This window comes from Variovorax sp. Varisp41, from assembly GCF_047325085.1.
Classification (GTDB): Bacteria; Pseudomonadota; Gammaproteobacteria; order Burkholderiales; family Burkholderiaceae_C; genus Variovorax.
Genome location: NZ_CP168541.1, coordinates 191340 through 216532 on the forward strand (window position 1 = coordinate 191340; position 25193 = coordinate 216532).

At 71.4% G+C, this 25193-nt stretch carries 18 protein-coding genes; 15 read left to right on the forward strand and 3 right to left on the reverse strand.

Annotation, left to right across the window (positions count from 1 at the left end; genetic code table 11):
* The first annotated feature begins 104 nt into the window (after positions 1-104).
* From ACEN9J_RS32085 to ACEN9J_RS32125, 9 genes are all read left to right on the forward strand, one after another.
* Positions 105-1361, forward strand: a complete 1257-nt coding sequence (locus ACEN9J_RS32085; protein WP_413765291.1) for an ABC transporter substrate-binding protein — start codon at positions 105-107, stop codon at positions 1359-1361.
* Positions 1362-1383: 22 nt separating this feature from the next.
* Positions 1384-2334: a carbohydrate ABC transporter permease gene (locus ACEN9J_RS32090; protein WP_296729392.1), complete on the forward strand. Its 951-nt coding sequence runs from the start codon at positions 1384-1386 to the stop codon at positions 2332-2334.
* Complete coding sequence (locus ACEN9J_RS32095) at positions 2334-3164, forward strand: carbohydrate ABC transporter permease (protein ID WP_413765292.1); 831 nt, start codon at positions 2334-2336, stop codon at positions 3162-3164. Before ACEN9J_RS32090 ends, ACEN9J_RS32095 begins: the two co-directional genes overlap by 1 nt.
* Before the next feature lie 170 nt (positions 3165-3334).
* Positions 3335-4516 (forward strand): ABC transporter ATP-binding protein, encoded by a 1182-nt coding sequence (locus ACEN9J_RS32100; protein WP_413765293.1) that lies wholly within the window; start codon positions 3335-3337, stop codon positions 4514-4516.
* A 32-nt stretch (positions 4517-4548) separates the two neighbouring features.
* On the forward strand, positions 4549-5754 hold the full coding sequence (locus tag ACEN9J_RS32105) for a CaiB/BaiF CoA transferase family protein (RefSeq protein ID WP_057590040.1): 1206 nt from the start codon (positions 4549-4551) through the stop codon (positions 5752-5754).
* Positions 5751-6893, forward strand: a complete 1143-nt coding sequence (locus tag ACEN9J_RS32110) for a carbohydrate ABC transporter substrate-binding protein (RefSeq protein WP_413765294.1) — start codon at positions 5751-5753, stop codon at positions 6891-6893. Before ACEN9J_RS32105 ends, ACEN9J_RS32110 begins: the two co-directional genes overlap by 4 nt.
* A gap of 32 nt (positions 6894-6925) precedes the next feature.
* Positions 6926-7693: an enoyl-CoA hydratase/isomerase family protein gene (locus tag ACEN9J_RS32115; protein ID WP_413765295.1), complete on the forward strand. Its 768-nt coding sequence runs from the start codon at positions 6926-6928 to the stop codon at positions 7691-7693.
* Between the two features lies 1 nt (position 7694).
* Entirely contained in the window at positions 7695-8891 is a 1197-nt protein-coding gene (locus ACEN9J_RS32120) for a fumarylacetoacetate hydrolase family protein (RefSeq protein ID WP_413765296.1), read from the forward strand.
* 46 nt (positions 8892-8937) lie between these two features.
* Positions 8938-9984: a LacI family DNA-binding transcriptional regulator gene (locus ACEN9J_RS32125; RefSeq protein WP_261214519.1), complete on the forward strand. Its 1047-nt coding sequence runs from the start codon at positions 8938-8940 to the stop codon at positions 9982-9984.
* A gap of 101 nt (positions 9985-10085) precedes the next feature.
* On the opposite strand, the gene ACEN9J_RS32130 is transcribed toward ACEN9J_RS32125, so the two are convergent.
* The gene (locus tag ACEN9J_RS32130) at positions 10086-14399 is read right to left on the reverse strand and encodes a hypothetical protein (RefSeq protein ID WP_413765297.1); all 4314 of its coding nucleotides are present in this window, start codon (positions 14397-14399) and stop codon (positions 10086-10088) included.
* A gap of 357 nt (positions 14400-14756) precedes the next feature.
* A complete protein-coding gene (locus ACEN9J_RS32135; RefSeq protein ID WP_413765298.1) occupies positions 14757-16196 on the reverse strand; it encodes a short-chain fatty acyl-CoA regulator family protein in 1440 nt (479 codons plus the stop codon).
* A gap of 123 nt (positions 16197-16319) precedes the next feature.
* On the opposite strand from ACEN9J_RS32135, the gene ACEN9J_RS32140 reads away from it, so the two are divergent.
* From ACEN9J_RS32140 to ACEN9J_RS32165, 6 genes are all read left to right on the forward strand, one after another.
* The gene (locus ACEN9J_RS32140) at positions 16320-16715 is read left to right on the forward strand and encodes an acyl-CoA thioesterase (protein WP_413765299.1); all 396 of its coding nucleotides are present in this window, start codon (positions 16320-16322) and stop codon (positions 16713-16715) included.
* A gap of 5 nt (positions 16716-16720) precedes the next feature.
* The gene (gene prpC / locus ACEN9J_RS32145) at positions 16721-17878 is read left to right on the forward strand and encodes a 2-methylcitrate synthase (protein ID WP_172705295.1); all 1158 of its coding nucleotides are present in this window, start codon (positions 16721-16723) and stop codon (positions 17876-17878) included.
* 120 nt (positions 17879-17998) lie between these two features.
* Positions 17999-18982: a tripartite tricarboxylate transporter substrate binding protein gene (locus ACEN9J_RS32150; protein ID WP_296729407.1), complete on the forward strand. Its 984-nt coding sequence runs from the start codon at positions 17999-18001 to the stop codon at positions 18980-18982.
* 56 nt (positions 18983-19038) lie between these two features.
* A complete protein-coding gene (gene acnD, locus ACEN9J_RS32155) occupies positions 19039-21663 on the forward strand; it encodes a Fe/S-dependent 2-methylisocitrate dehydratase AcnD (protein ID WP_413765300.1) in 2625 nt (874 codons plus the stop codon).
* Positions 21664-21676: 13 nt separating this feature from the next.
* Complete coding sequence (prpF, locus tag ACEN9J_RS32160) at positions 21677-22870, forward strand: 2-methylaconitate cis-trans isomerase PrpF (RefSeq protein WP_413765301.1); 1194 nt, start codon at positions 21677-21679, stop codon at positions 22868-22870.
* A gap of 16 nt (positions 22871-22886) precedes the next feature.
* Entirely contained in the window at positions 22887-23747 is an 861-nt protein-coding gene (locus ACEN9J_RS32165) for an isocitrate lyase/PEP mutase family protein (protein ID WP_413765302.1), read from the forward strand.
* Here ACEN9J_RS32165 and ACEN9J_RS32170 read toward each other — a convergent pair.
* Entirely contained in the window at positions 23738-25192 is a 1455-nt protein-coding gene (locus ACEN9J_RS32170; RefSeq protein ID WP_057592607.1) for a PLP-dependent aminotransferase family protein, read from the reverse strand. The two genes, ACEN9J_RS32165 and ACEN9J_RS32170, sit on opposite strands and share 10 nt — an antisense overlap.
* Position 25193 lies beyond the last annotated feature (1 nt).

Below are 25193 nucleotides of genomic sequence, written 5' to 3' on the forward strand. Positions count from 1 at the left end.
CGCTAACAGTTAGCGCTAATAATCTCACCAACAGCAGCGCGACGGTTTCGGCCGGACGCCTCGAATCCCACGGCAGGGCCTGCCGTCATCGGAGACAGACACACATGAAGCAACGCCTTTTCACCGGCCGCCGCGCGGCCCTCGCCGCGATCGCCATCGTTCCGGCCCTGCAGCTGCTCGCCGCGGGCAACGCCCAGGCGCAGGCCGGCGGCAAGCAGGTCGTGACCTTCGCCGCATCGAGCTTCGCCGAGCCCGGCCGCGGCGAGAAGATGCGCGCCTGGATCGGCAAGTTCAACCAGAGCCAGGACAAGGTCGAGATCCAGCCCGTCACGATCCCGTTCTCGTCCTTCGCGAGCACCGTCTTCACGCAGATGGGCGGCAATGCCGGCCCCGACCTCGTGCGCTTCGACCTGCCCGAGTTCTATGCCGCGGTCGATGCCAAGCGCCTCGTGCCCATCGACGACGTGATCGCCGACGGCGCCTTCCCGCTCACGGGTCCCGACAAGTACATGAAGATCGGCGGCAAGCGCTACGGCGTGGTGTTCGAGGTCAGCAACTACGCGATGGTCTACAACAAGGCGCTGCTCAAGGCCACGCCGCCTTCGAACTTCGACGAGTTCCTGTCCGCCGCCAAGGCCGCGACCGCCGCCGGCAACTACGGCTATGCCTACCGCGCCACCATGGCCGAACGCGGCGGCTTCTGGTATGACCTGTGCAACTACGTCTACGGCTTCGGCGGCCGCTGGTCCGACGAGCAGGGCAACCCGACCATCAACAGCGCCAAGGTGATCGAGGGCGTGGCGGCCTACAAGAAGGTCTACGACGCCGGCGCGATCCCCAAGGGCGCCGACGCCGCCACCTACCGGCGCATGTTCGCCGAGGGCAAGATCGCGATGCAGGTCGACAACGGCGGCGTGGCCGCCAACCTCGCGACCCAGGCCAAGGGCTTCGAGTTCGGTGCCGCTCCTTCGCCGTTTCCCACCAAGGCGCAGGGCATGATCCTGGCGCCGATCAGCATCAACGCCAACAGCAAGAACAAGGCCGCGGCCGGTGCCTTCCTGCAGTGGATGCTGACGCCCGAGGCGCAGCGCGAGCTGCAGCTGATCCACGGCGCCTCGAGCGTCGCGATCGCCGTGCCGCGCTCGGCCGAGGAGGTCGCCAAGTGGCCCTGGATCTCGGTCTACGACCAGCAGACCGCCAACAGCGTGCCCGCGCTGCCGCAGGGCCTCGAGGTCAAGGCGCCCGAGATCCAGCAGATCGTGATCGAGCAGGTCATCAAGGTGCTGCAGGGCGGCGTCGATCCCGCCAAGGCGATGAACGACGCACAGCAGACCGTGCTGAGCCGCGTGCTCAAGCGCTGAACCCGCGCCGCATCCCGTGACGATGAACGCCACGCTGTCCTCCGCCGCCGCGGTGGCCCGCCGCGAGGGTGCGCGCCGCCGCGCGCGCCTCGACGGCCACCCGCTCGCGCCCTATGCGCTGGTGCTGCCGGCCACGCTCTACCTGCTCGTGTTCCAGGGCTATCCGCTGTTGCGCGAACTGGTGCTGAGCTTCACCTCGACCTCGCTGCTCGCGGCCTCGCAGGGCGAATGGGTCGGGCTGCAGAACTACGCCGACCTCTGGAACGATCCCGATTTCCACCGCGTGATTTTCACCACGCTGCTCTACACCGTGGCCTGCGTGGCCTCGGCGATCGGGCTGGGCCTGGCCTCGGCGCTGCTGCTCGACGCGCCGTTCCGCGGCCGCGGCATCGCGCGCGCCGCCGTCACCATCCCGTGGGCCGCGCCGCCGGTCGCGGTGGCGCTGATCTTCATCTGGATCTACAACGCCCAGTACGGCGTGTTCGGCCACACGCTGCGCTTCTTCGGCATCGCCGCGGGCAGCGAGAACTGGCTCGACAGCATGCAGCTCGCCATGCCCGCGGTGCTGCTCACCACCATCTGGCAGATCTTCCCGTTCGCCTCGGTGGTGCTGCTGGCGGCGCTGCAGGGCGTGCCGTCCGAGTTACGCGAGGCGGCCGTGATGGACGGCGCCGACCGGCTCAGCGTGTTCAAGGCGGTGGTGTGGCCCACCATCCGGCCCTCGGTCGCGCTGCTGGCGCTGTTCTCCACCATCTGGTCGCTGCGCCGCTTCGACCTGATCTGGCTGCTCACGCAAGGCGGGCCGGTGGGCGCGACCAACACGCTGGTGATCGATCTCTACCGGCGCGCCTTCGTCAACCACCACCTGGGCCAGGCCGCGGCCGTCGGCATGGTGGGCGTGGCGATCGCGCTGGCCGTGACGCTGGTGTACTTCCGCTACACCGCGCGCGCCGAACGCGAGGGAGAGCGCTGATGCACGCCGCCATGAGCCGACAGGCGCTGCGCATGCTCGCGGTGCTGGCGCTGCTGGGCGCCGCGGCCTTCCCCATCTACTGGATGCTGGTGACCTCGCTCACGCCGACCGAGGCGCTGTTCGCCGACCGGCCGCAGTTGCTGCCGTCGCTGGGGCAACTGCCGGTGTACGCGAGCGTGTTCGCCATCAAGCCGGTGGCGAGCTGGCTCTTCAACAGCGCCTGCGTCGCGATCGGCACCACGGTGCTGAGCATCGCGCTGGCGGTGTTTCCGGCCTATGCGCTGTCGCGCTTCCGCTTCGGCGGCAAGGGCGCGATCGGCTTCGGCCTGTTCGCCACCCAGATGCTGCCCGAGGCGATGCTGGTGGTGCCGCTGTACGCGATCTTCGCGCAGATGCAGCTGCTCAACACCCTGAGCGGCCTGATCCTCGCGAACACCGCCTTCACCGTGCCGGTGATCACCTGGATCCTCAAGGGCGCCATCGACGGCGTGCCGATCGAGGTCGAGGAGGCCGCGCGGGTGGACGGCTGCTCGCGCATCGGCATCGTGCTGGGCGTGGTGGTGCCGCTGATCGCGCCCACGCTGGCCGCGGCCGCGGTGATCTCCTTCTTCCATGGCTGGAACGAGTACGTGTTCGCGCAGACGCTGATCACCGAGGAGCGGCTGCACACGGCCTCCGTCGGCCTGGCCGGCTTCATCGGCGAACTCAGCACGCCGCTCGATGCCGTGATGGCGGTGGGCGTGATGTACACGCTGCCGGCCGTCGTCTTCTACCTGATCGTGCAGCGCCACGTCGTCTCCGGCATGACGGCCGGCAGCGTCAAGGGCTGAGAAGGCATGAATGAACCTGCTGCGCACCCCGATCTCGCGTCTGCGGTCCTCGCCGTACCTGAGTACGGCTCCGGTCCTCGACGCGACCTCGGGGCGCTCGCGACGGTTCCTTCACGCCTTCTGAGCGCCCGTCGAATCCGAATATCCAAACGCACATAGATCTTCAATCCATGGCTTCCATCAAGCTCCAGGACATCACCAAGAACTTCGCCGACAAGCATGTCGTCAAGGGCGTGTCGATCGACGTGCCCGACGGGGAATTCCTCGTGCTGCTCGGCCCCTCCGGTTGCGGCAAGTCGACCCTGCTGCGCATGCTCGCCGGCCTCGAGAGCATCAGCGGCGGCGAGATCCACATCGCCGAGCGCCGCGTCGACGAACTGCCGCCGACCGAACGCGACATCGCCTTCGTGTTCCAGTCCTATGCGCTCTATCCGCACATGACGGTGCGGCGCAACATCGCGTTTCCGCTGATCATGCGGCAGCACCGCTGGTGGTTCCACATCCCGCTGCTCGGCGGCATGGCAAAGCGGCGCATCGAGCGCTCGCCCGAGGTCTCGCAGCTGGTGGAGCGCACCGCGCGCACGCTGGCACTGACCGACTGGCTCGACAAGTACCCGCGCACGCTCTCGGGCGGCCAGCGCCAGCGCGTGGCGCTCGGCCGCGCGATGGTGCGCGAGCCGCAGGTGTTCCTGATGGACGAGCCGCTGTCGAACCTCGACGCGAAGCTGCGCACCACCATGCGCGCCGAGATCTCGAAGCTGCACCAGCGCGTGGGCGGCACCTTCGTCTACGTCACGCACGACCAGGTCGAGGCGATGACCATGGGCACGCGCATCGCGCTGCTAAAGGACGGCGTGGTGCAGCAGTTCGGCAGCCCGCGAGAAATCTACGAGGCGCCCGCCAACCTCTACGTGGCGCGCTTCATCGGCACGCCGCCGATGAACCTGCTGCAAGCCACGGTGAACGCCGACGGCAGCGCGCTCGCGCTCGGCGGCGAGGCCACGATGCCGCTGCCCGCGCACCTGCGCGGCCTGGCAGCGCCCGGCGCCGCCGTGGTGCTCGGCCTGCGGCCGAACGCGCTGACGGTGGCGCGCGGCGGCCAGGGCCTGGCCGGGCGCATCGCGCTGGTCGAGCACGTCGGCGCCGAGTCGCTGGTGGCGGTCGCGCTCACCGACGCCCGCACGCTGCACGACGAGGAAGGCGCCGCGAACGCCGACCTGATGGTCACGGTGCCGGGCTACACCGACCTTGCGAACGGCGACCCGGTCGCGGTCGGCTTCGATGCCACGCAGGCCGTGCTGTTCGACGCCGCCACCGGCCGCAACCTCGCCGCCGCGCCGCGCACGCACTGAATTCTTCCCCCACCTCATCGCCAACACACTCCATGAACAAATCCTCCGCCATCCTCGAGGGCTTCCGCGTCCTCGACTGCTCCATCGCCATGGCCGGCCCCTTCGCGGCCCAGCGCCTGGGCGACCTGGGCGCCGACGTCATCAAGGTCGAGCCGGTCGCCGGCGAATGGCAGCGCCACGTCTCGGCCGGCGGCGCGCGCGGCAACCGCATCAACGTCTCCTTCCTCTCGCTCAACCGCAACAAGCGCAGCCTCGCGGTCGACCTCAAGAGCGACGAGGGCCGCGACGCGCTCTACGAACTGGTGCGCGGCTCCGACGTGTTCCTGCAGAACTACCGCCCCGGCGTGGCCGAGCGCCTGGGCGTGGACTACGCCACGCTGTCGAAGATCAACCCGCGGCTGGTCTATGTCTCGATGTCGGGCTACGGCGAAGACGGCCCCTACAAGCTCTGGCCCGGGCAGGACCTGCTGCTGCAGGCGATGAGCGGCGCCATGCTCTCCACCGGCCGCGCCGGCGAGCCGCCGTCGCCCGCGGGCCAGTACCTGGTCGACGCCATCACCGCATCGACCGCCTTCGAGGCCGTGATCGCCGCGCTGCTGCACCGCGAGCGCAGCGGCGAGGGCCAGCTGGTGCAGGTCAACATGCTCGATGCGATCGTCGCGCTGCAGATGCAGGAGCTGTCGGTGTTCAGCGTGGCCGGCAAGCCGCAGGAACGCACGGCCGAGCCCCATGCCCACGTCTACATCCGCGCGCCCTACGGCGTGTTCGCCACGCAGGACGGCTTCCTCGCGCTGGCCTTCCCGAAGATGGCGGCGCTCGCGCAGGCCATCGGCGCGCCGGTGCTGGCCGACTTCGACGACGAGCGCGACACCTTCGCGCGGCGCGACGAGATCTTCTCGATCACGCGCGAGAAGCTGCGCCACCGCGCCACCGCCGAGTGGCTCGCTGTGTTCCGCGCGGCCGACATCTGGGCCGGCCCGGTGTACGGCTATGCCGACGTCATGAACGATCCGCAGATCGTCCACAACGGCACCTTCGTCGAGTACGAGCATCCGACCGAGGGCAAGGTGAAGACCCCGGGCTTCCCGATCAAGTTCACGCGCACGCCCTCGAGCGTACGCCGCGGCGCGCCGCTGGCGGGCCAGCACACGCGCGAGATCCTCGGCGAGCTGGGCTGGAGCACCGAGCGCATCGACGGCCTGCTCGCGGCCAAGGTGATCGGGGAAGAGACGCTGTGAGCGGCGCGCCGATCAAGGGCCTGACCTGGGACCATCCGCGCGGCTACGTCGCGCTCGAGCGCGCGGCCGAACGCGCGCGCGCCGAGGGCCTCGACCTGCACTGGGAGCGCCAGCCGCTCGAGGGCTTCGAGTCGCATCCGATCGAGGACCTCGCCGAGCGCTACGACCTGATCGTGCTCGACCATCCGCACATCGGGGACGCGGTGGCCGGCGACTGCCTGCAGCCGCTCGAGTCGCTGTTCGCGGCCGACGAGCTCGCGCGCTGGCGCGCGCAGAGCATCGGCCGCTCGTTCGACAGCTACCGCTATGCGGGCGTGCACTGGGCGCTGCCGCTCGATGCCGCCACGCAGGTGGCGGTGGCGCGCACCGACCGGCTCGAGGGCCCGCTGCCGCGCAGCTGGGCCGAGGTGCTCGCGCTGGCCGCGCGCCAGCCGGTGTGCCTGTCGCTGGCCGGCCCGCATGCGGCGCTCTCGCTGTTCAGCATGGCGGCCGCGCACGGCGATGCGCCCGCGGGCAGCGAGCCCGGCCGCCTGTTCACGGGGCAGGGTGCCACCACGGCCTGGGAGCTGCTGTCGGAGCTGCATGCGCTGGCCTTCCACGGCTGGGCCGGGCTCAACCCGATCGGCATCCTCGATGCGATGTCGCGCGATGCGCGGGCCGTGTACTGCCCGCTGGTCTACGGCTATGTCAACTACGCGGTGGCCGGCGCCGGCACGCAGCCGCTGCACTTCGCCGACGTGCCCGCCGGTTCGCACGGCCTCGGTTCGACGCTCGGCGGCACCGGCCTCGCGGTGAGCCGGCGCGCGACGGTCGGCGATGCGCTGCGCGCCCACCTCGTCGCGCTGATGAGCCCGGCGATGCAGGAAGACTTCATTCCCTTCGCCGACGGACAGCCGAGCGCGCGCAGTGCCTGGAGCAATGCGCGCGTCAACGGCGCCTGGAACGGCTTCTTCGCGCAAACCGAGGCCACGCTCGAGGCCGCGATCGTGCGGCCGCGCCATCCGGGCTACATCCCGTTCCAGACCGCGGCCTCGGCGCTGGTGCGCGAGATGCTCGCCGACCGGCTCGCGGCCAGGGCCGCGCTCGAGCGGCTGCAAACGCTCTACCAGAACCACCGGCCCGCGGGCAGCGAAGTCTGAGCCCGTCTTCCCTTCTTCAGTCCACCTCCGCCATGAACCACATCCTCTTCGAGGTCCGCGACCGGGTCGCGACCCTGATCCTCAACCGCCCCGAGAAGCTCAACGCCGTCACGCCCGAGATGGCCGATGCGCTGGTCGCCCACGTGAAGGACTGCAACGCGCGCGCCGACGTGCGCGCCGTCGTCATCACGGGCTCCGGCGAGAAGGCCTTCTGCGCCGGCAGCGACATCGCCGAGCTCGACGGCTACGACACGCCCTGGACCTTCCGCAACCGGCCCGACTACTGCGACGCGATCCGCGCGCTGCGCAAGCCCGTGGTCTGCGCCATCAACGGCTATGCGCTCGGCGGCGGCCTCGAGACCGCCATGTCCTGCGACATCCGCATCGCGGCCGAGCACGCGCGCTTCGGCGCGCCCGAGGTCAAGCTCGGCTGGATCGGCGGCGGCGGCATGTCGTACATGCTCGCGCACAGCATCGGCGCCTCGAACACCGCGCTGATGCTGATGGGCGGCGATCCCATCGGCGCGCAGCAGGCGCTGCAGTGGGGCCTGGTGAGCGAGCTGGTGCCGGCCACCGAGCTGCTGGCGCGCGCGCAGGCCATTGCCGCCACCATCGCGAGCCGCCCGCCGATCGCGGTCGAGACCGCCAAGGCCAACCTGCGCGCCGCCTATGCGATGCCGCTGGAGACCGCGATCCAGTACGAACGCGACCTGCAGACCGTGTGCTTCGCGACCGAGGACGCGAAGGAAGGCCGCGCGGCCTTCAAGGCGCGCCGTCCGGCCGTGTTCGAGGGGCGCTGAGATGCAGGCGATCCCCGACATGGTCGATGCCACGGCCACGCTGCCCGTCGATGCGGAAAGGGCGCTGCTCGTGGGCCGCGCCTGGTTGCCGGGCGGGAACGGCGAAGAGGGCGGCCCGACGCTGGTGACGGTGCGCGAGGGCCAACTGGTCGACATCGGCGCGCTCGCGCCCACCGTCTCGGCGCTGCTCGAGCGCGCGGACGCGGCCGCCGCGGTGCGCGATGCCGAGGGCGTGCCGCTCGGCACGCTGGCCGACTGGCTCGCGAGCACCGCCGCGCACGGCCCCGATCCCGCGCGGCGCCATCTGCTCGCGCCCAACGACCTGCAGGTGGTGAAAGCGGCAGGCGTGACCTTCGCGGCCAGCATGGTCGAGCGCGTGATCGAGGAACAGGCGCGCGGCGACGCGAGCCGCGCCGAGGCGGTGCGCCGCCAGGTGGTGGCCGTGGTCGGCGACGACCTCTCTGGCATCGTGCCGGGCTCGCCCGAGGCCATGCAGCTCAAGCAGGTGCTGCTCGCGCAGGGCCTGTGGTCGCAGTACCTCGAGGTCGGCATCGGGCCCGATGCCGAGGTCTTCACCAAGGCCGCGCCGCTGGCCTCGGTGGGCACCGGCGTGCAGGTGGGCCTGCATCCGGGCTCGACCTGGAACAACCCCGAGCCCGAGGTCGTGCTTGCCGTCGACAGCCGCGGCCGGACCGTCGGCGCCGCGCTCGGCAACGACGTCAACCTGCGCGACTTCGAGGGCCGCAGCGCGCTGCTGCTGGGCAAGGCCAAGGACAACAACGCCTCGTGCGCCATCGGCCCGTTCATCCGCCTGTTCGACGCCCACTACGGCATCGACGACCTGCGCGCCACCGTGGTCGAGCTGCGCGTGGAAGGCGAGGACGGCTTCGTGCTCGAGGGCTCGAGCTCGATGGCGCAGATCAGCCGCGATCCGCTCGAGCTGGTGCGCCACGCCATGGGCGCGCACCACCAGTACCCCGACGGCATCCTGCTGTTCTGCGGCACCATGTTCGCGCCGATCCAGGACCGCGACGCGCCGGGCGCCGGCTTCACCCACCACGAGGGCGACCGCGTCGCCATCCGCGCCGAGCGGCTGGGCACGCTGTTCAACCGGGTCGGGCGCAGCGACCGCATTGCGCCGTGGACCTTCGGCATCGGCGCGCTGATGCGCAACCTCGCCGCGCGCGGGCGGCTTTGAGCGCGGCGGTGGCCGGGCGCGCTTGGCGGCAGAATCCGGGCCACCCATGACAGAACCCGAAAAAAGACAGGGCCGCCGCCGCTTCGGCACCAACTCCGTCACCATGGCCGACGTGGCCCAGGTGGCGGGCGTGTCGGCACAGACCGTGTCGCGCGTGCTTCGCGACCCCGAGGGCTGCACGCCGCAGACGCGCGAGCGCGTGGAGGCGGCGATCCGCAGCACCCGCTACGTGCAGAACCTCGCGGCCAGCCACCTGGCCTCGAACCGCAGCATGACGGTGGCCGCCGTGATCCCGCAGATCGCGGCCTCGGTGTTCGCCGAGACGCTGCAGGGCCTGTCCAACGTGCTGCTGCAGGCCGGCTACCAGGTGATCATCGGCCACACCGACTACAGCCACGAGCGCGAGGAGGCCGTGGTGCGCAGCCTGCTGGGCCGCCGGCCCGACGCCTTCTTCCTCGTCGGCACGCGCCACACCGACGCGGTGCGCGAGATGCTCGCGCGCGCCGCCATTCCCGTGGTCGAGAGCTGGGCCTGGACGCGCAAGCCGATCGACCAGCTCGTGGGCTTCTCGAACCAGGAGGCGCTGGCCGCGGCCGTGGCCTATGCGCAGCGCCGCGGCTACCGCCATCCCACCTTCGTGGGCGCCGCGCGCCCCGGCGACGACCGCGCGCGCGAGCGCCTGGACGGCTACACCACCGGCATGGCGCGCCACTACCCGGGCCAGGCGTCGCGCAGCCTGGTGGTGGAGAACCTGCCCTACACCATGGGCAGCGGCAGCACCCTGCTCGAGGCCGCGCGCGCGCGCTTCCCCGACAGCGACCTGCTGCTGTTCTCGAGCGACCTGCTGGCCTCGGGCGCGCTGCTGGCCTGCCAGCGGCTGGGCATCGCGGTGCCCAGGCAGCTCGCGATCATGGGCTTCGGCGACTACGAGATCGCGCGCGAGCTCAACCCCGGCCTCACGACCATCGCGGTGCCGACCGTGCGCATGGGCGAGGAGGCCGCGCGCATGCTGGTGCAGCGGCTGCGCAGCGAGACGCCGGCGGCGCGCAAGCGCGACCTGGGTTTCGAGCTGATCGAGCGGGGCAGCGCCTGAGCGGTCCGGCGCCCCGCGGGGCGCCATGAGAAAAGGGGCCGACCGTCGCCGGTCCGCCCCTTTTTTTCGTGGCGAGCCGCGGCCGAGGCCGCGGTGCGCGATCAGCCCAGCAGGCCGTGCAGGATGTTGGCGACCGGGGTCACCGCACTGCTCACGGTGTGCTCGACCTGGCTGGTGATCGGTGTCACCACGTCGGTGACCACCGAGCCCACCGAGTGATCGACGTTCTCGACCACGTTGGACACGGTCTCGACCACCGGTGCCGCCGCCGCGGTCGCGCCGGCCAGGATGTCGGTCACGGGGGCCAGGGCACCGGAACTGGCGCTGGTCAGCGTGTCCACCACCGGAGCGAGGGTGTCGCTCAGGCCGCTGGCGATCTCGGTCACCGGCTGCAGGATGTTGGCCACCGGGCCGTCGCCGCCGAGGGCGCCGAGCAGGCTGCCGACGAGACCGTCGTTGCCGAGCAGGCCGCCCACCAGGCCACCGACCAGTCCGTCGTTGCCCAGCAGGTTGCCGACCAGGCCATCGTTGCCGAGCAGGCCGCCCACGAGGCCGTCGCTGCCGAGGACACCACCGAGCAGGCCGCCTTCGCCACCGCCGAGCACGCCGCCGAGGAGGCCACCGTCACCGCCGAGCACGCCGCCCAGCAGGCCGTCGTCGCCGAGGATGCCGCCGAGCAGGCCACCTTCGCCGCCGCCGAGCACGCCACCCAGCAGGCCGTCGTCGCCGAGGACGCCACCGAGCAGACCGCCGTCGCCGCCGAGCACGCCGCCCAGCAGGCCGTCGTCACCCAGGATGCCGCCGAGCAAGCCGCCGTCACCGCCGAGGACACCGCCCAGGAGGCCGTCGTCACCCAGGATGCCGCCGAGCAGGCCGCCTTCGCCGCCGAGGACACCGCCCAGGAGGCCGTCGTCACCCAGGATGCCGCCGAGCAGGCCGTCTTCGCCACCGAGGACGCCACCCAGCAGACCACCGTCGCCCAGGACACCGCCGAGCAGGCCACCTTCGCCACCGAGCACACCTCCCAGCAGGCCGTCATCGCCGAGGATGCTGCCGAGCAGGCCACCGTCACCGCCGAGCACACCGCCCAGCAGGCCGTCGTCACCGAGGATGCCGCCGAGCAGGCCGCCATCGCCACCCAGCAGGCCGCCAAGCAGGCCACCGTCCGCGGCAGGCGCATCGGCCGCGACCATCAGGCTGGCCGAGGCGCCGGCATCGGCACCACCGCCGAGCAGGCCACCCAGCAGACCGCCGAGAAGGCCGTCGTCGCCAAGGATGCCGCCGAGCAGGCCGCCTTCGCCACCGAGGACGCCGCCCAGGAGGCCGTCGTCACCCAGCACGCTACTCAGGAGGCCGCCGTCGCTGCCAAGCAGACCGCCCAGCAGGCCGTCATCGCCCAGGACACCGCCGAGCAGGCCACCGTCGCCGCCGAGCAGACCGCCCAGCAGGCCGTCGTCGCCCAGCACGCCACCCAGCAGACCACCGTCGCCGCCAAGCAGACCGCCCAGCAGGCCGTCATCGCCCAGGACACCGCCCAGCAGGCCACCGTCGCCGCCGAGCAGACCACCCAGCAGGCCGTCATCACCCAGCACGCCTCCCAGCAGGCCGCCGTCGCCACCGAGCAGACCGCCCAGCAGACCGTCGTCACCCAGCACGCCGCCCAGGAGACCACCGTCGCCGCCGAGCAGGCCGCCCAGCAAGCCGTCGTCACCCAGCACGCCACCCAGGAGACCGCCGTCACCGCCGAGCAGACCACCCAGCAGGCCGTCGTCACCCAGGACACCGCCCAGGAGGCCACCGTCGCCGCCGAGCAAGCCGCCCAGCAGGCCGTCATCACCCAGCACGCCACCCAGCAGCCCATCGCCGCCGATCAGATTCGCCACGCCATCGGTCAGGAAGTCGACCTGCGTGCCGACCGCGCCCAGCAGCGCATCGGTGGTGCCGGCGCCCAGCAGCTGGTCGGTCAGCGGGCTCAGCAGGTCGCCGACACCGCCGGTGACCTGGCTCACGAGGTCGTCCACCGGATCCAGCACGTTCGGGTCGTTCGGCGTGAAGCTGTCGCCGAGCACCGGGGCCAGCAGTCCGCTCACGGTGTCGGTGAGGCTGTCCGTCAGGCCGACGACCGGGGCGAGCACGTCGCCCAGGCCGAGCTCGCCGAGCAGGCCGTCGTTGAGACCGTCGACCAGGCCGCCGACGATGGTGTCGGTCGGGTCGAGCAGTTGCGCGCCGGTGCCACCACCGCCGCCGCCGATGCCATCGACCAGGCCGCCCAGCAAGCCGCCGAGCAGGCCGTCCTCGCCGAGCAGGCCGCCCACGAGGCCGTCGCCACCCAGCAGGCCGCCGACCAGGCCGTCGTCGCCGAGCAGGCTCGGGACCAGGCCGTCTTCGCCCAGCACGCCGCCGAGGATGCCGCCTTCGCCGAGCAGGCCACCCAGCAGACCGTCGTCGCCCAACAGGCCACCGACCAGGCCATCGCCGCCGAGCAGGCCGCCCACGAGGCCGTCGCCGCCGATCAGGCCACCGAGCAGGCCGTCGTCGGCCAGCACGCCGCCCAACAGGCCGTCGTCGCCGAGCAGACCGCCGACCAGGCCCTCATCGCCCAGCAGGCCACCGAGCAGGCCGTCGTCGCTCAGCAGGCCGCCGAGCGGGCCGCCGGCGCCGAGGAGGCCGTCTTCGCCGAGCACACCGCCGAGCAGCCCGTCTTCGCCGAGCAGGCCACCGACCAGGCCGTCGTCGCCCAGCAGGCCGCCGAGCAGACCGTCTTCACCGCCGAGCAGGCCGCCCAGCGGACCGTCGGCCAGCAGGTTGCCGACCACGCCATCGGGGCCCAGCAGGCTGCCGACCAGGCCGTCCGGTCCGAGCAGCCCGCCGCTCAGGCCTTCGCTGCCGAGCAGGCCGCTGAGCACGCCGTCGCCGCCGAGCAGGCCACCCACGAGGCCGTCCTCGCCGAGCAGGCCGCCGAGCGCACCGTCGTCGCCCAGCAGGCCTCCGAGCAGGCCGCCTTCGCCCAGCGCGGGGCCGAGCAGGCCGCCAAGCAGGCCGTCTTCGCCGCCGAGGCCGCCGAGCAGGCCGCCGTCACCCAGCAGGGTGTCGAGCAGGCTGCCGACCGCGGTGCCTTCGCCCAGCAGGCCGCCGAGCAGGCCATCGTCGCCCAGCAGACCGCCGACCAGGCCGTCCTCGCCGAGCAGGCCGCCCAGCAGGCTGTGTTCGCCGAGCAGGCCGTCGAGCACCTGGCCGACCACGCCGTCGTCGCCCAGCAGGCCGTCGACCAGGCCATCGATGCCCAGGCCGGTGGTCACGCCACCCAGCAGTCCGTCGCTGCCCAGCACGTTCTCGAGGATGTTGTTCAGTGCATCGGTCAGGTAGTCGACCTGGGTGTTGACCGTGTCGATGATCGCGCCGGTGGTGCCGCCACCCAGCAGGCCGTCGACCACGGGCGACAGCACGCCGCCGAGATTGGTGGTGACGTGGTCGACCACGTTGTCCACGGGATCGAATTCGTTGGGATCGTTGGGCGTGAACTCGTTGCCGGCGATCGGCGCGAGCACGTCGTCGATCACGTCGGTGACGCTGTTGACGATGGGCTTCACCGTCTGCAGCGCGCCGCCTAGGCCCAGGGTGTTGTCCACGGCATCGACCACGTGGCCGACGGCGCTGTCGCCCGGATCCAGCAGGTGGTCGGCATCGGCATCGGCGTCCGCATCGGCGTCAGCGTCGGCATCCGCGTCCGCGTCCGCATCGGCGTCTGCATCCGCATCGGCGTCTGCATCAGCGTCGGCATCCGCATCTGCGTCCGCATCGGCATCGGCATCACCGTCCGCATCGGCATCCGCATCCGCGTCCGCGTCCGCATCCGCGTCGGAGTCGCCGACGCCGGGAATGAAGAAGGGAATGGTCGAGTCGCCGCCGCCGCCGCCCAGGGCCGCGGCCAGCGCGATGCCACCGAGCGCGCCGAGCGCGAACTCGCCGAGGCCGAGGCCACCGCCGCTGGCGAGCTTCTTGGTGACGGCCAGCGCCGCCGCATCGGCGTCGGCGTCGGGCGGGGTGACCGCGAGGTCGCCCGAGGCCACGTCGACATTGACCTGCTCGAGGCCGCCCGGCAGCTTGGTCGACGTGACGGTGGCATCGGTGCCGCCCGCGAAGACGCCGGCCAGCGGCGCCTTGTTGGTGGCCGAGCCGGGGAACAGCACATTGGCCTGGCCGCCATCGGGAACGATCACGCGGTCGCCGGCGATCAGCGACTGGTTGCCGTCCACCGGGATGCTCACGCCGTCGCGCACGATGGTCGTGCCCGGGGTCGCGTTCGACAGCGATCCGATGCTGGCGGGCGCGGCGGCCGCGGGTGCGGAGGGAGGCGCCATGGCGGTCGAGCCCATCGGTGCGATCGGCGTGGTGGTGGCTTGCGCGAGGACCACGGGCGCCCCACCGTTCACGGTGGTTTCCGGGGTCGTCGGGGTCGATGATTGAGTTGTAGTCATGGCGGCCTCTGTGACAAAGATGTGGCCTACAGGGGCAACATGCGTGCCGTCTTTGCGCTGCCGCCATGGCGGTCCTCTGTTACGGCACCTCGACCGCCTTATCTCGTTGATTCCAAAGGCTTTTCTCATCCGGGGTAACACGCGGCGGGAACATCCGTAACACGGCTTTTCGCCGCGCGTTACGTAACGTGAGCGATTTTTTTCCCGGAACGCCGGGCAGGTTCCGGGGGCCGTGGCGGTGTCGGCGAAGCGGCCGAAAGAAGGCCGGACGAGGCCTGCTCGCGTTCGGCGGCTTCAGCGCTCGAAGCCGTACGGCGCGAACCGGCTCTGGTTCTCGTCCACGTCCAGCGCCTCGCCGATGAACGGAAAGGCGCGCTGCGGGCAGCGCTCGCGCTCGCAGACCTTGCAGCCCATGCCGATCGGCGTGGCGGCCTCGGGGTCCTGCAGGTCGAGCCCCTTCGCATACACCAGCCGCGGCGCATGGCGGATGTCGCAGCCCAGCCCGATCGAGAAGGTCTTGCGCGGCGAGCCCCAGCCGCGCTGGCCGCGCGAGACCGAGCGCGCGATCCACAGGTAGCGCCGCCCGTCGGGCATGCGCGCGAGCTGCGGCAAGATGCGCTCGGGCTGCGCGAAGGCCTCGTACACGTTCCACAGCGGGCAGGTGCCGCCGGTGCGGCTGAAGTGGAAGTGCGTGGCCGACTGGCGCTTGGAGATGTTGCCGGCCTTGTCCACGCGCACGAAGAAGAAGGGCACGCCGGGCGCGCCCAGCCGCTGCAGCGTGCTGAGCCGGTGGCACACGGTCTCGAAGCCGACGCCGAAGCGCTGGCCGAGCAGGTCGATGTCGTAGCGCAGCGATTCCGCGGCCTCGAGGAAGGCGCCGTAGGGCAGCAGCAGCGCGCCCGCGAAGTAGTTCGCGAGGCCGATGCGCGCCAGCTTCCGCGAGGCCGGGTCCTCGGTGAAGGGCGGCGCGTCGACCAGCGCGTCGATCGCCGCGCCGAGCTCGAGCAGCGCGAGCTGGGTGCCGAGCTGGAAGGCCTGCTGGCCCGGCTCGAGCGCGGGCGACAGCCGCAGGCTGCGCTGCGCGGCGTCGTAGCGGCGCTTGCTGACCTCGGTGTCGTCGGTCAGCAGCACGCGCACGCCGTGGCGCTGCCGCAGCCGCTCGACCAGCCATTCGGCGAGATGGCCGCCGTGCTCGCGCGCGCCCGGCGCGGCCTGCGCCTGCTGCGCCTCCCGTGCCAGCGCCTCGGCCGCGCGGTCGAGGGTGTCGAAGTGGTTCTGGTGCGCGAAGAAGAAGTCGCGCACCACCTCGAAGGGCATGGCGCGCGGCGCGGCCAGGCCCGAGCGCTCGTCGCCCAGGCGCAGCGCCATGGTCTCGAGCTGCTCCATCGCCTCGATGTTGCGCCGGTGCAGCGCCAGCAGCGCGCGACCCAGCGCGGGCATCTGCGCCGCCACCTCCTGCAGCTCGGGCAGCGCCACCGGCTCGGCGGCATCGGCCAGCGCCTCGCGCATGCCGGCCACCAGCCGCGCCTCCTCGTCTTCCGAGAACTGCTGGATGTCGACGCCGAGCGCGCGGCTGATCTTGAGCAGCACCGCCACCGTCAGCGGCCGCTGGTTCTGCTCGAGCTGGTTGAGGTAGCTGGGCGACAGCTCCAGCGCCTGGGCCAGCGCCACCTGCGACAGGCCGCGTTCCGCGCGCAGGCTGCGCAGGCGCACGCCCATGAATGTCTTCTTCATCGTTTCGCCTTCGCCGCGAATGCGGGGAAATTCGCAAAATTCGCAAATTGGAGGATTGAGGTTCGCAAGAATTTGCCTTTTCAGTCCTTCTGCAAACCGCATTCTCTGCGTAGATTGCGAAGCATGACAACACCCGCTGGAACGACCGAACTGCGCGAACTGGTGCTGCCGGTGCATGCCAACCACCGCGGCACGCTGTTCGCCGGGCAGGGCCTGCAACTGATGACCAAAGCCGCCTTCCTGGCCGCGCGCGGCCTGGCGCAGCGCGAGGTTGTGATGGCTGGCGTGACCGGCGTCGACTTCCTCGCGCCGGTGCCGGTGGGCCACCAGTTGCTGCTGCGCGGCTGGGTCAGCCGCATCGGCCGCAGCTCGATGACCGTGTGCGTGACCGGCCTGGCCGACGTGCCGGGCGTGCCGGCCGAAGAAGTCCTCAAGGGCGTGTTCGAGATGGTGGCGGTCGACGCCGCCGGTCGTCCCGCCGCCATCGATCGCGCCTACCTCAACGAAGAAACCGCATGAACCCCATGACCGACACCACCGCACCCGCGGGCTTCCGCCCCAAGAAATCCGTTGCCCTCTCGGGCGTGACCGCGGGCAACACCGCGCTGTGCACCGTGGGCCGCACCGGCAACGACCTGCACTACCGCGGCTACGACATCCTCGACATCGCCGAGGTCTGCGAGTTCGAGGAGATCGCCCACCTGCTGGTGCACGGCAAGCTGCCCACGCGCGCCGAGCTCAAGGCCTACAAGGCACGGCTCAAGGCGATGCGCGGCCTGCCCGCGAGCGTGAAGGAAGCGCTCGAAAGCCTGCCGGCCGGCGCCCACCCGATGGACGTGATGCGCACCGGCGTCTCGGCGCTGGGCTGCGTGCTGCCCGAGAAGGACGACCACAACCTGCCGGGCGCGCGCGACATCGCCGACCGCCTGATGGCCTCGCTGGGCTCGATGCTGCTGTACTGGTACCACTGGAGCACGCAGGGCAAGCGCATCGACGTGGAGACCGACGACGACTCGATCGGCGGCCACTTCCTGCACCTGCTGCATGGCGAGAAGCCCTCCGAGGCCTGGGTGCGCGCGATGCACACCTCGCTCAACCTCTACGCCGAGCACGAGTTCAACGCCAGCACCTTCACCGCCCGCGTGATCGCGGGCACCGGCAGCGACATGCACTCGGCCATCGCCGGCGCGATCGGCGCGCTGCGCGGCCCCAAGCACGGCGGCGCCAACGAGGTCGCGTTCGAGATCCAGAAGCGCTACGACAGCCCGGCCGAGGCCGAGGCCGACATCCGCCGCCGCGTGGAGGCCAGGGAAGTGGTGATCGGCTTCGGCCACCCGGTCTACACCGTGAGCGATCCGCGCAACGTGGTGATCAAGGGCGTGGCCCGGCGCCTGTCGCAGGAGGCCGGCTCGACCAAGATGTACGACATCGCCGAGCGGCTCGAGTCGGTGATGTGGGAGGTCAAGAAGATGTTCCCCAACCTCGACTGGTTCAGCGCCGTGAGCTACCACATGATGGGCGTGCCCACCGCCATGTTCACGCCGCTGTTCGTGATCGCGCGCACCAGCGGCTGGGCCGCGCACGTCATCGAGCAGCGCGTGGACAACAAGATCATCCGCCCGAGCGCGAACTACACCGGCCCCGAGGACCTGGCGTTCGTGCCGATCGAGGCGCGCGCCTGAGGCGGGGGCAGCGGCGCGGTGAAGTCCTTCCAGGTCGATGTCGCTCGGAGCACACTCCGCGGTGCCGCCTCCCGTGGGCGGCACGCTCCCACATCGAACGACAACACTGGAGACAAGACCATGACGCTGAACCGCCGCGCCTTCTCGACCGCCGCCCTGGCGGGACTGACGCTGCCCGCCGCCACCCTGAGCCGCGCCCAGGAGGCCTTCCCGAACAAGCCGCTGCGCATCGTCTGCCCCTTCGCGCCGGGCGGCGGCTCCGACTTCATCGCCCGCGTGGCGGCCAACGTGCTGACCCAGCAACTGGGCCAGTCGGTGGTGGTGGACAACCGGCCCGGCGCCGGCGGCACCATCGGCACCGAGTACGCGCTGCACACGCCGGCCGACGGCTACACGCTGCTGCTGATCGCGGGCAGCTACACGGTCAATCCCTCGCTCTACAAGCTGCGCTTCGATCCGGTGGCCGAGATGACGCCGGTGATCCAGCTCTCGAAGGGCGCCTACGTGCTGTGCGTCAACCCGTCGAAGGTGCCCGCGAAGAACCTGCAGGAACTGCTGGCCTTCGCGCGCCAGAACCCCGGCAAGCTGACCTTCGCCTCGGCCGGCAACGGCAGCCACCTGCACATCGTGAGCGAGTACCTGTTCGGCATGGCGAAGGTCAAGGCCACGCACGTGCCCTACCGCGGCACCGGGCCGGCCGTCACCGACCTGGTGGCGGGCAACGTCGACATGCTGATCGCGGGCACCGAGGCGCTGATGCCGCACGTGCAGTCGGGCCGGCTGCGCGCCTTCGCCGTCACCACGGCGAAGCGGCTGCAGGCCTATCCCGACATTCCCTCGATCGCCGAGAGCGGCGGCCTGCCCGACTACGACGTGGTGGCCTGGCACGGCCTGATCGCGCCCCGGGGCGTGCCGCCGTCGGTGCTCGCGAAGCTCAACGGCGCGCTCGACGCCGGGCTCAAGGCGCCCGAACTGGTGGCGAAGCTCGATCCCACCGGCGTGTCGCCGGCCGGCGGCAGCGCCGAGCAGTTTGGCGCGCTGATCCGCACCGAGATCCCGCGCTATGCCAAGGTCGTGAAGGACAACGACATCCGCTCCGAATGAACCCCGCGCGGCCCCTCGCAGCGGGGCCGCATCGCTTTCCTGCCCGCTTCCCCACGATGACTTCAAGCCACAGAAAGAAACTCCCCGGCACCGCGCTCGACTACATCGACGCGCGCGCCGCCATCGAAGCGCTTCGCCCCGGTGCCTGGGACACGCTGTCCTACACCGCGCGCGTGCATGCCGAGAACCTCGTGCGCCGCTGCGATCCCGCGATCCTCGACGAATGCCTGCTGCAGATCGCCGAGCGCCGGCGCGATCGCGACTTCCCGTGGTTCCCGGTGCGCGTGGTCTGCCACGACATCCTGGGCCAGACCGCGCTGGTCGACCTCGCGGGCCTGCGCGATGCGATCGCGGCCGAGGGCGGCGATCCGGCGCAGGTGAATCCGGTGGTGCCGGTGCAGCTGATCGTCGACCACTCGCTGGCCGTGGAGTGCGGCGGCTTCGATCCGCGGGCCTTCGAGAAGAACCGCGAGATCGAGGACCGGCGCAACGAGGACCGCTTCCATTTCATCGAGTGGACCAAGCGCGCCTTCGCCAACATGGAGGTGATCCCCGCGGGGAACGGGATCATGCATCAGATCAACCTCGAGAAGATGTCGCCCGTGGTCTACGTGCAGGACGGCCTGGCCTTCCCCGACACCTGCGTGGGCACCGACAGCCACACGCCGCACGTCGACGCGCTGGGCGTGATCGCGGTCGGCGTGGGCGGGCTCGAGGCCGAGAACGTGATGCTCGGCCGCGCCTCGTGGATGCGGCTGCCCGAGATCGTCGGCGTGGAGCTCACGGGCCGCCGCCAGCCGGGCATCACCGCCACCGACATCGTGCTGGCGCTGACCGAGTTCCTGCGCAAGGAAAAGGTGGTCGGCGCCTACCTCGAGTTTTACGGCGAGGGTGCGCGCAGCCTCACCATCGGCGACCGCGCGACCATCTCCAACATGTGCCCCGAGTACGGCGCCACCGCCGCGCTGTTCCACATCGACGAACAGACGCTGGCCTACCTGCGGCTCACCGGCCGCGAGGACGCGCAGGTCGCGCTGGTCGAGACCTACGCGAAGACCGCGGGCTTCTGGGCCGGCGCGCTGGCATCCGCCACCTACGAGCGCGTGCTGCGCTTCGACCTCTCCAGCGTGGTGCGCAACATGGCGGGCCCGTCGAACCCGCACCGCCGCCTGCCGACCTCGCAGTTGGCCGAGCGCGAGATCGCCGTCGGCCTGCACGAGGCGCGCCAGCAGGAGGCCGCGGGCCTGATGCCCGACGGCGCCGTGATCATCGCGGCCATCACCTCGTGCACCAACACCTCGAACCCGCGCAACGTGATCGCGGCCGGGCTGCTGGCGCGCAACGCCAACCGGCTGGGGCTGGTGCGCAAGCCCTGGGTCAAGTCCTCGCTGGCGCCGGGCTCGAAGGCCGTCGAGCTCTACCTGCGCGATGCCGGCCTGCTGGCCGAGCTCGAGCAGCTGGGCTTCGGCATCGTCGCCTTCGCCTGCACCACCTGCAACGGCATGTCGGGCGCGCTCGATCCGAAGATCCAGCAGGAGATCGTCGAGCGCGACCTCTACGCCACCGCCGTGCTCTCGGGCAACCGCAACTTCGACGGCCGCATCCATCCCTACGCCAAGCAGGCCTTCCTCGCTTCGCCGCCGCTGGTGGTGGCCTATGCGATCGCGGGCACGATGCGCTTCGACATCGAGCGCGACATCCTCGACGTGGTCGACGGCAAGGAGATCCGCCTGGCCGACCTCTGGCCCAGCGACCAGGAGATCGATGCGATCGTCGCCGCCTCGGTGCGGCCCGAGATGTTCCGCCAGGTCTACGAGCCGATGTTCGCGATCCATGCCGACCACGGCGAGAAGGCCAGCCCGCAGTACGACTGGCGCCCGCGGTCCACCTACATCCGCCGCCCGCCCTACTGGGACAGCGAGGGCGTGGGCGCGCTCGCGGCCAACCCGCGCACCCTGCGCGGCATGCGGCCGCTGGCGCTCCTGCCCGACAACATCACGACCGACCACCTCTCGCCGTCGAACGCGATCCTGCGCGACAGCGCCGCCGGCGAGTACCTCGCGAAGATGGGCCTGCCGGAAGAGGACTTCAATTCCTACGCCACGCACCGCGGCGACCACCTGACGGCGATGCGCGCCACCTTCGCCAATCCGCAGCTCGTGAACGAGATGGCGGTGGTCGACGGCGTGCAGCAGAAGGGCTCGCTCGCGCGCATCGAGCCCGAGGGCCGCGTGGTGCGCATGTGGGAGGCGATCGAGACCTACCTGAACCGCCGCCAGCCGCTGATCGTCGTGGCCGGTGCCGACTACGGCCAGGGCTCCTCGCGCGACTGGGCCGCCAAGGGCGTGCGCCTGGCCGGCGTCGAAACCGTGGTGGCCGAGGGCTTCGAGCGCATCCACCGCACCAACCTGCTCGGCATGGGCGTGCTGCCGCTCGAGTTCAAGCCCGGCACCACGCGGCTCACGCTGGGGCTGGACGGCACCGAGACCTACGACGTGGCCGGCGAACCGGCCCCGCGCGCCGACCTCGCGCTGATCGTGCATCGGCGTAATGGCGAGGAGCTTCGCGTGCCGGTCACCTGCCGCCTCGACACCGCCGAGGAAGTGTCCATCTACGAGGCCGGCGGCGTGCTGCAGCGTTTTGCGCAAGACTTCCTGGCCGCGAACACCGCGGCCGCTTGAGAAACCCATCGCCATGGCATTCATTCCCCAGATCAAGATTCCCGCCGTCTACATGCGCGGCGGCACCAGCAAGGGCGTGTTCTTCCGCCTGCAGGACCTGCCGCAGGCCGCGCAACAGCCGGGCCCGGCGCGCGACGCGCTGCTGCTGCGCGTGATCGGCAGCCCCGACCCCTATGCCAAGCAGATCGACGGCATGGGCGGCGCCACCTCGTCGACCTCGAAGACCGTGATCCTCTCGCGCTCGACGCGGCACGATCACGACGTCGACTACCTGTTCGGCCAGGTCTCCATAGCCAGCGCCTTCGTCGACTGGTCGGGCAACTGCGGCAACCTGTCGGCCGCCGTGGGCCCGTTCGCAATCGCGCAGGGCCTGGTCGATCCGGCCCGCGTGCCGCCCGACGGCGTGTGCACCGTGCGCATCTGGCAGGCCAACATCGGCAAGACCATCGTGGCCCATGTGCCGATCTCGCTCGGCCAGGTGCAGGAAACCGGCGACTTCGAGCTCGACGGCGTGACCTTCCCGGCGGCCGAGGTGCCGCTGGAGTTCATCGACCCGGCCGACGAAGGGGAGGGCGAGGGCGGCGGCGCGATGTTCCCCACGGGCAGGCTCGTCGACGACCTCGAGGTGCCCGGCGTCGGCACCTTCAAGGCCACGCTGATCAACGCCGGCATCCCCACCATCTTCGTCAACGCCGCCGACATCGGCTACAGCGGCACCGAGCTGCAGGACGCGATCAACGGCGACCCGAAGGCGCTCGCGATGTTCGAGACCATCCGCGCGCACGGCGCCGTGAAGATGGGCCTGATCCAGGACATCGCCGAGGCCTCGAAGCGCCAGCACACGCCCAAGGTCGCGTTCGTCGCGCCGCCGAAGGACTACGTCGCGTCCAGCGGCAAGCCGGTGCGGGCCGCCGACGTCGACCTGCTGGTGCGCGCCCTGTCGATGGGCAAGCTGCACCACGCGATGATGGGCACGGCCGCGGTCGCGATCGGCACCGCGGCCGCGATCCCCGGCACGCTGGTGAACCTCGCGGCCGGCGGCGGCGAACGCCAGGCGGTGCGCTTCGGCCATCCCTCGGGCACGTTGCGCGTCGGCGCCGAGGCGCGCGCGGTCGATGGCCAGTGGGCCGTGACCAAGGCCCTGATGAGCCGCAGCGCGCGCGTATTGATGGAAGGCTGGGTGCGCGTGCCCGGCGACAGTTTCTGAAAGACGGATCCTCCCCATGTCCACCCGCAAGCAACTCAAGTCCCTCGCCGAGGCCCGCCGCGGCCTGATCGTTCCGGGCGCCTTCAATGCGCTCTCCGCCCGCGTCGTCGAGGACCTCGGCTTCCAGGCCATCTACGTCACCGGCGCCGGCGTCACCAACATGTGGTTCGGCATGCCCGACCAGGGCTTCATGGGCCTGTCGGAGATCGCCGACCACACGGCGCGCATCCGCGATGCGGTGTCGGTGCCGCTGATCGTCGATGCCGACACCGGCTTCGGCAACGCGCTCAACGTGCGCCACACCGTGCGCACGCTCGAGCGCGCGGGCGCCGACTGCATCCAGTTCGAGGACCAGGTCGCGCCCAAGCGCTGCGGCCATTTCTCGGGCAAGGAAGTGATCTCCACCGAGGAGGCCGTGAGCAAGATCAAGGCGGCCGTCGATGCGCGGCAGGATGCCGACCTGCTGATCATGGCGCGCACCGACGCGGCCGCGGTCCATGGCTTCGAGGCCGCGGTCGAGCGCGCGCAGCGCTTCGCCGAGGCCGGCGCCGACATCCTGTTCGTCGAGGCCGTGACCAGCGCGGAGGAAGTCCGCGCGCTGCCTCAACGGTTGGACCGGCCACAGCTCATGAACATGGTGATCGGCGGCAGGACGCCGATCTTCAATGCGACCGAACTCGGCGAGCTCGGCTACGGCATCGTGCTCTATGCCAATGCCGCGCTGCAGGGCGCGGTGGCCGGCATGCAGAAGGCGCTGACCGTGCTGCGCGACGAGAAGGAAGTGCGCGAGGCCAGCGGCCTGGTCACGCCCTTCGCCGAGCGCCAGCGGCTCGTGGGCAAGCCCGAGTGGGACGCGCTGGAGCAGCGCTACAGCTGAAGCACCGCGGCCAGCAGCCGCACGCCCTGCGCGATCTGCTCGACCGTGAGGCTCGCATAGCCGAGGATCAGGCCACCGCAGCGACCGCCCGCGGCCTTGCCCGCGTAGAGCGGCGACACCGGATAGACACCCACGCCACGCAGCCGCGCGGCGGCGACCAGCGCGGCTTCGTCGCGCGGCCGCAGCCACGGCAGCCACAGCACCACGTGCAGCCCGGCCGCCGTGCCCGCGACCTGTGCCTCGGCCGGCAGATGGCGCGCGATCGCCTCGAGCAGCGCCGTGCGGCGGCGCTCGTTCTCGCGCCGCGCGCGCCGCACGTGGCGCTCGTAGGCGCCGCTGTCGATCAGCGCCGCCAGCACCCGCTGCTCGAGCAGCGGCGCATGGCGGTCGGCCATGCGCTTGGCCTGGCGGAACACCGGCACCAGCTCGGGCGGCAGCACCAGGTAGCCGAGCCGCATCTGCGGCGACAGCGCCTTCGAGAAGGTGCCCACGTAGAGCACGCGCCCGTCGGCATCGACCGCGCGCAGCGCATCGATCGGGCGCTGGCCGTAGCGGAACTCGCCGTCGTAGTCGTCCTCCACGATCCAGGCGCGCTGCTGCCGCGCCCATTGCAGCAGTTCGAGGCGCCGGCCGATGGCGAGCACGCCGCCGAGCGGGAACTGGTGCGAGGGCGTGACATAGGCCAGGCGCGCGCGGCCGTCGCGCGGGAGCGCGGCCGTGTCCAGGCCCTGCGCATCGACGGGCACCGGCAGCAGCGTCGCCCCCGTGGCCTCGAAGCAGCGCCGCGCCATCAGGTAGCCGGGGTTCTCGAACACGAAGGCATCGGCGGGATCGAGCAGCAGCCGCGCGCACAGGTCGATGCCCTGCTGCGAGCCCTGCACCACGACGATCTGCCCGGCGTCGCAGACCAGCCCGCGCGCGCGCCGCAGATAGCCCTGCAGCGCGCGCCTCAAGCCTTCGTCGCCTTCGGGCGGCGCGTAGCTCAGGCTGCGCTGCTGGCGCAGCAGCTCGGCCTGGTAGGCGCGCCGCCAGGCCAGCGCGGGGAAGTCGCGCGAGGCGACCGCGCCGTAGAGGAAGTCGATGCGTGGCGGCTCGCTCGGCGCGGCGGACGGTGGCGCCATCGCCGCGATGCGGCGGCCGTAGGCCGACAGCGTGGGCGCGGGCCGGGCGCGGCGGGAGGCGGCCGCCGGTCGGGCCACGGCCGCAGACGGCGGGCTCGCCACGCGCGCCGCGCGGCCCGCCGAGGTGAGCAGGTAGCCCTCGGCCGCGAGCTGCTCGTAGACCGCGGTCACCGTGGTGCGCGAGACCCCGAGCTCGGCCGCCAGGGCCCGGGTCGACGGTGCGGGCGCGCCCGCGGGCAGGGTGCCGTCGGCGATCTGGTCGCGCAGCAGCGCGTAGATGCGGCGGCCCGCGCCCTGGCCCGGGGGAAGCGACAACTGGTCCATT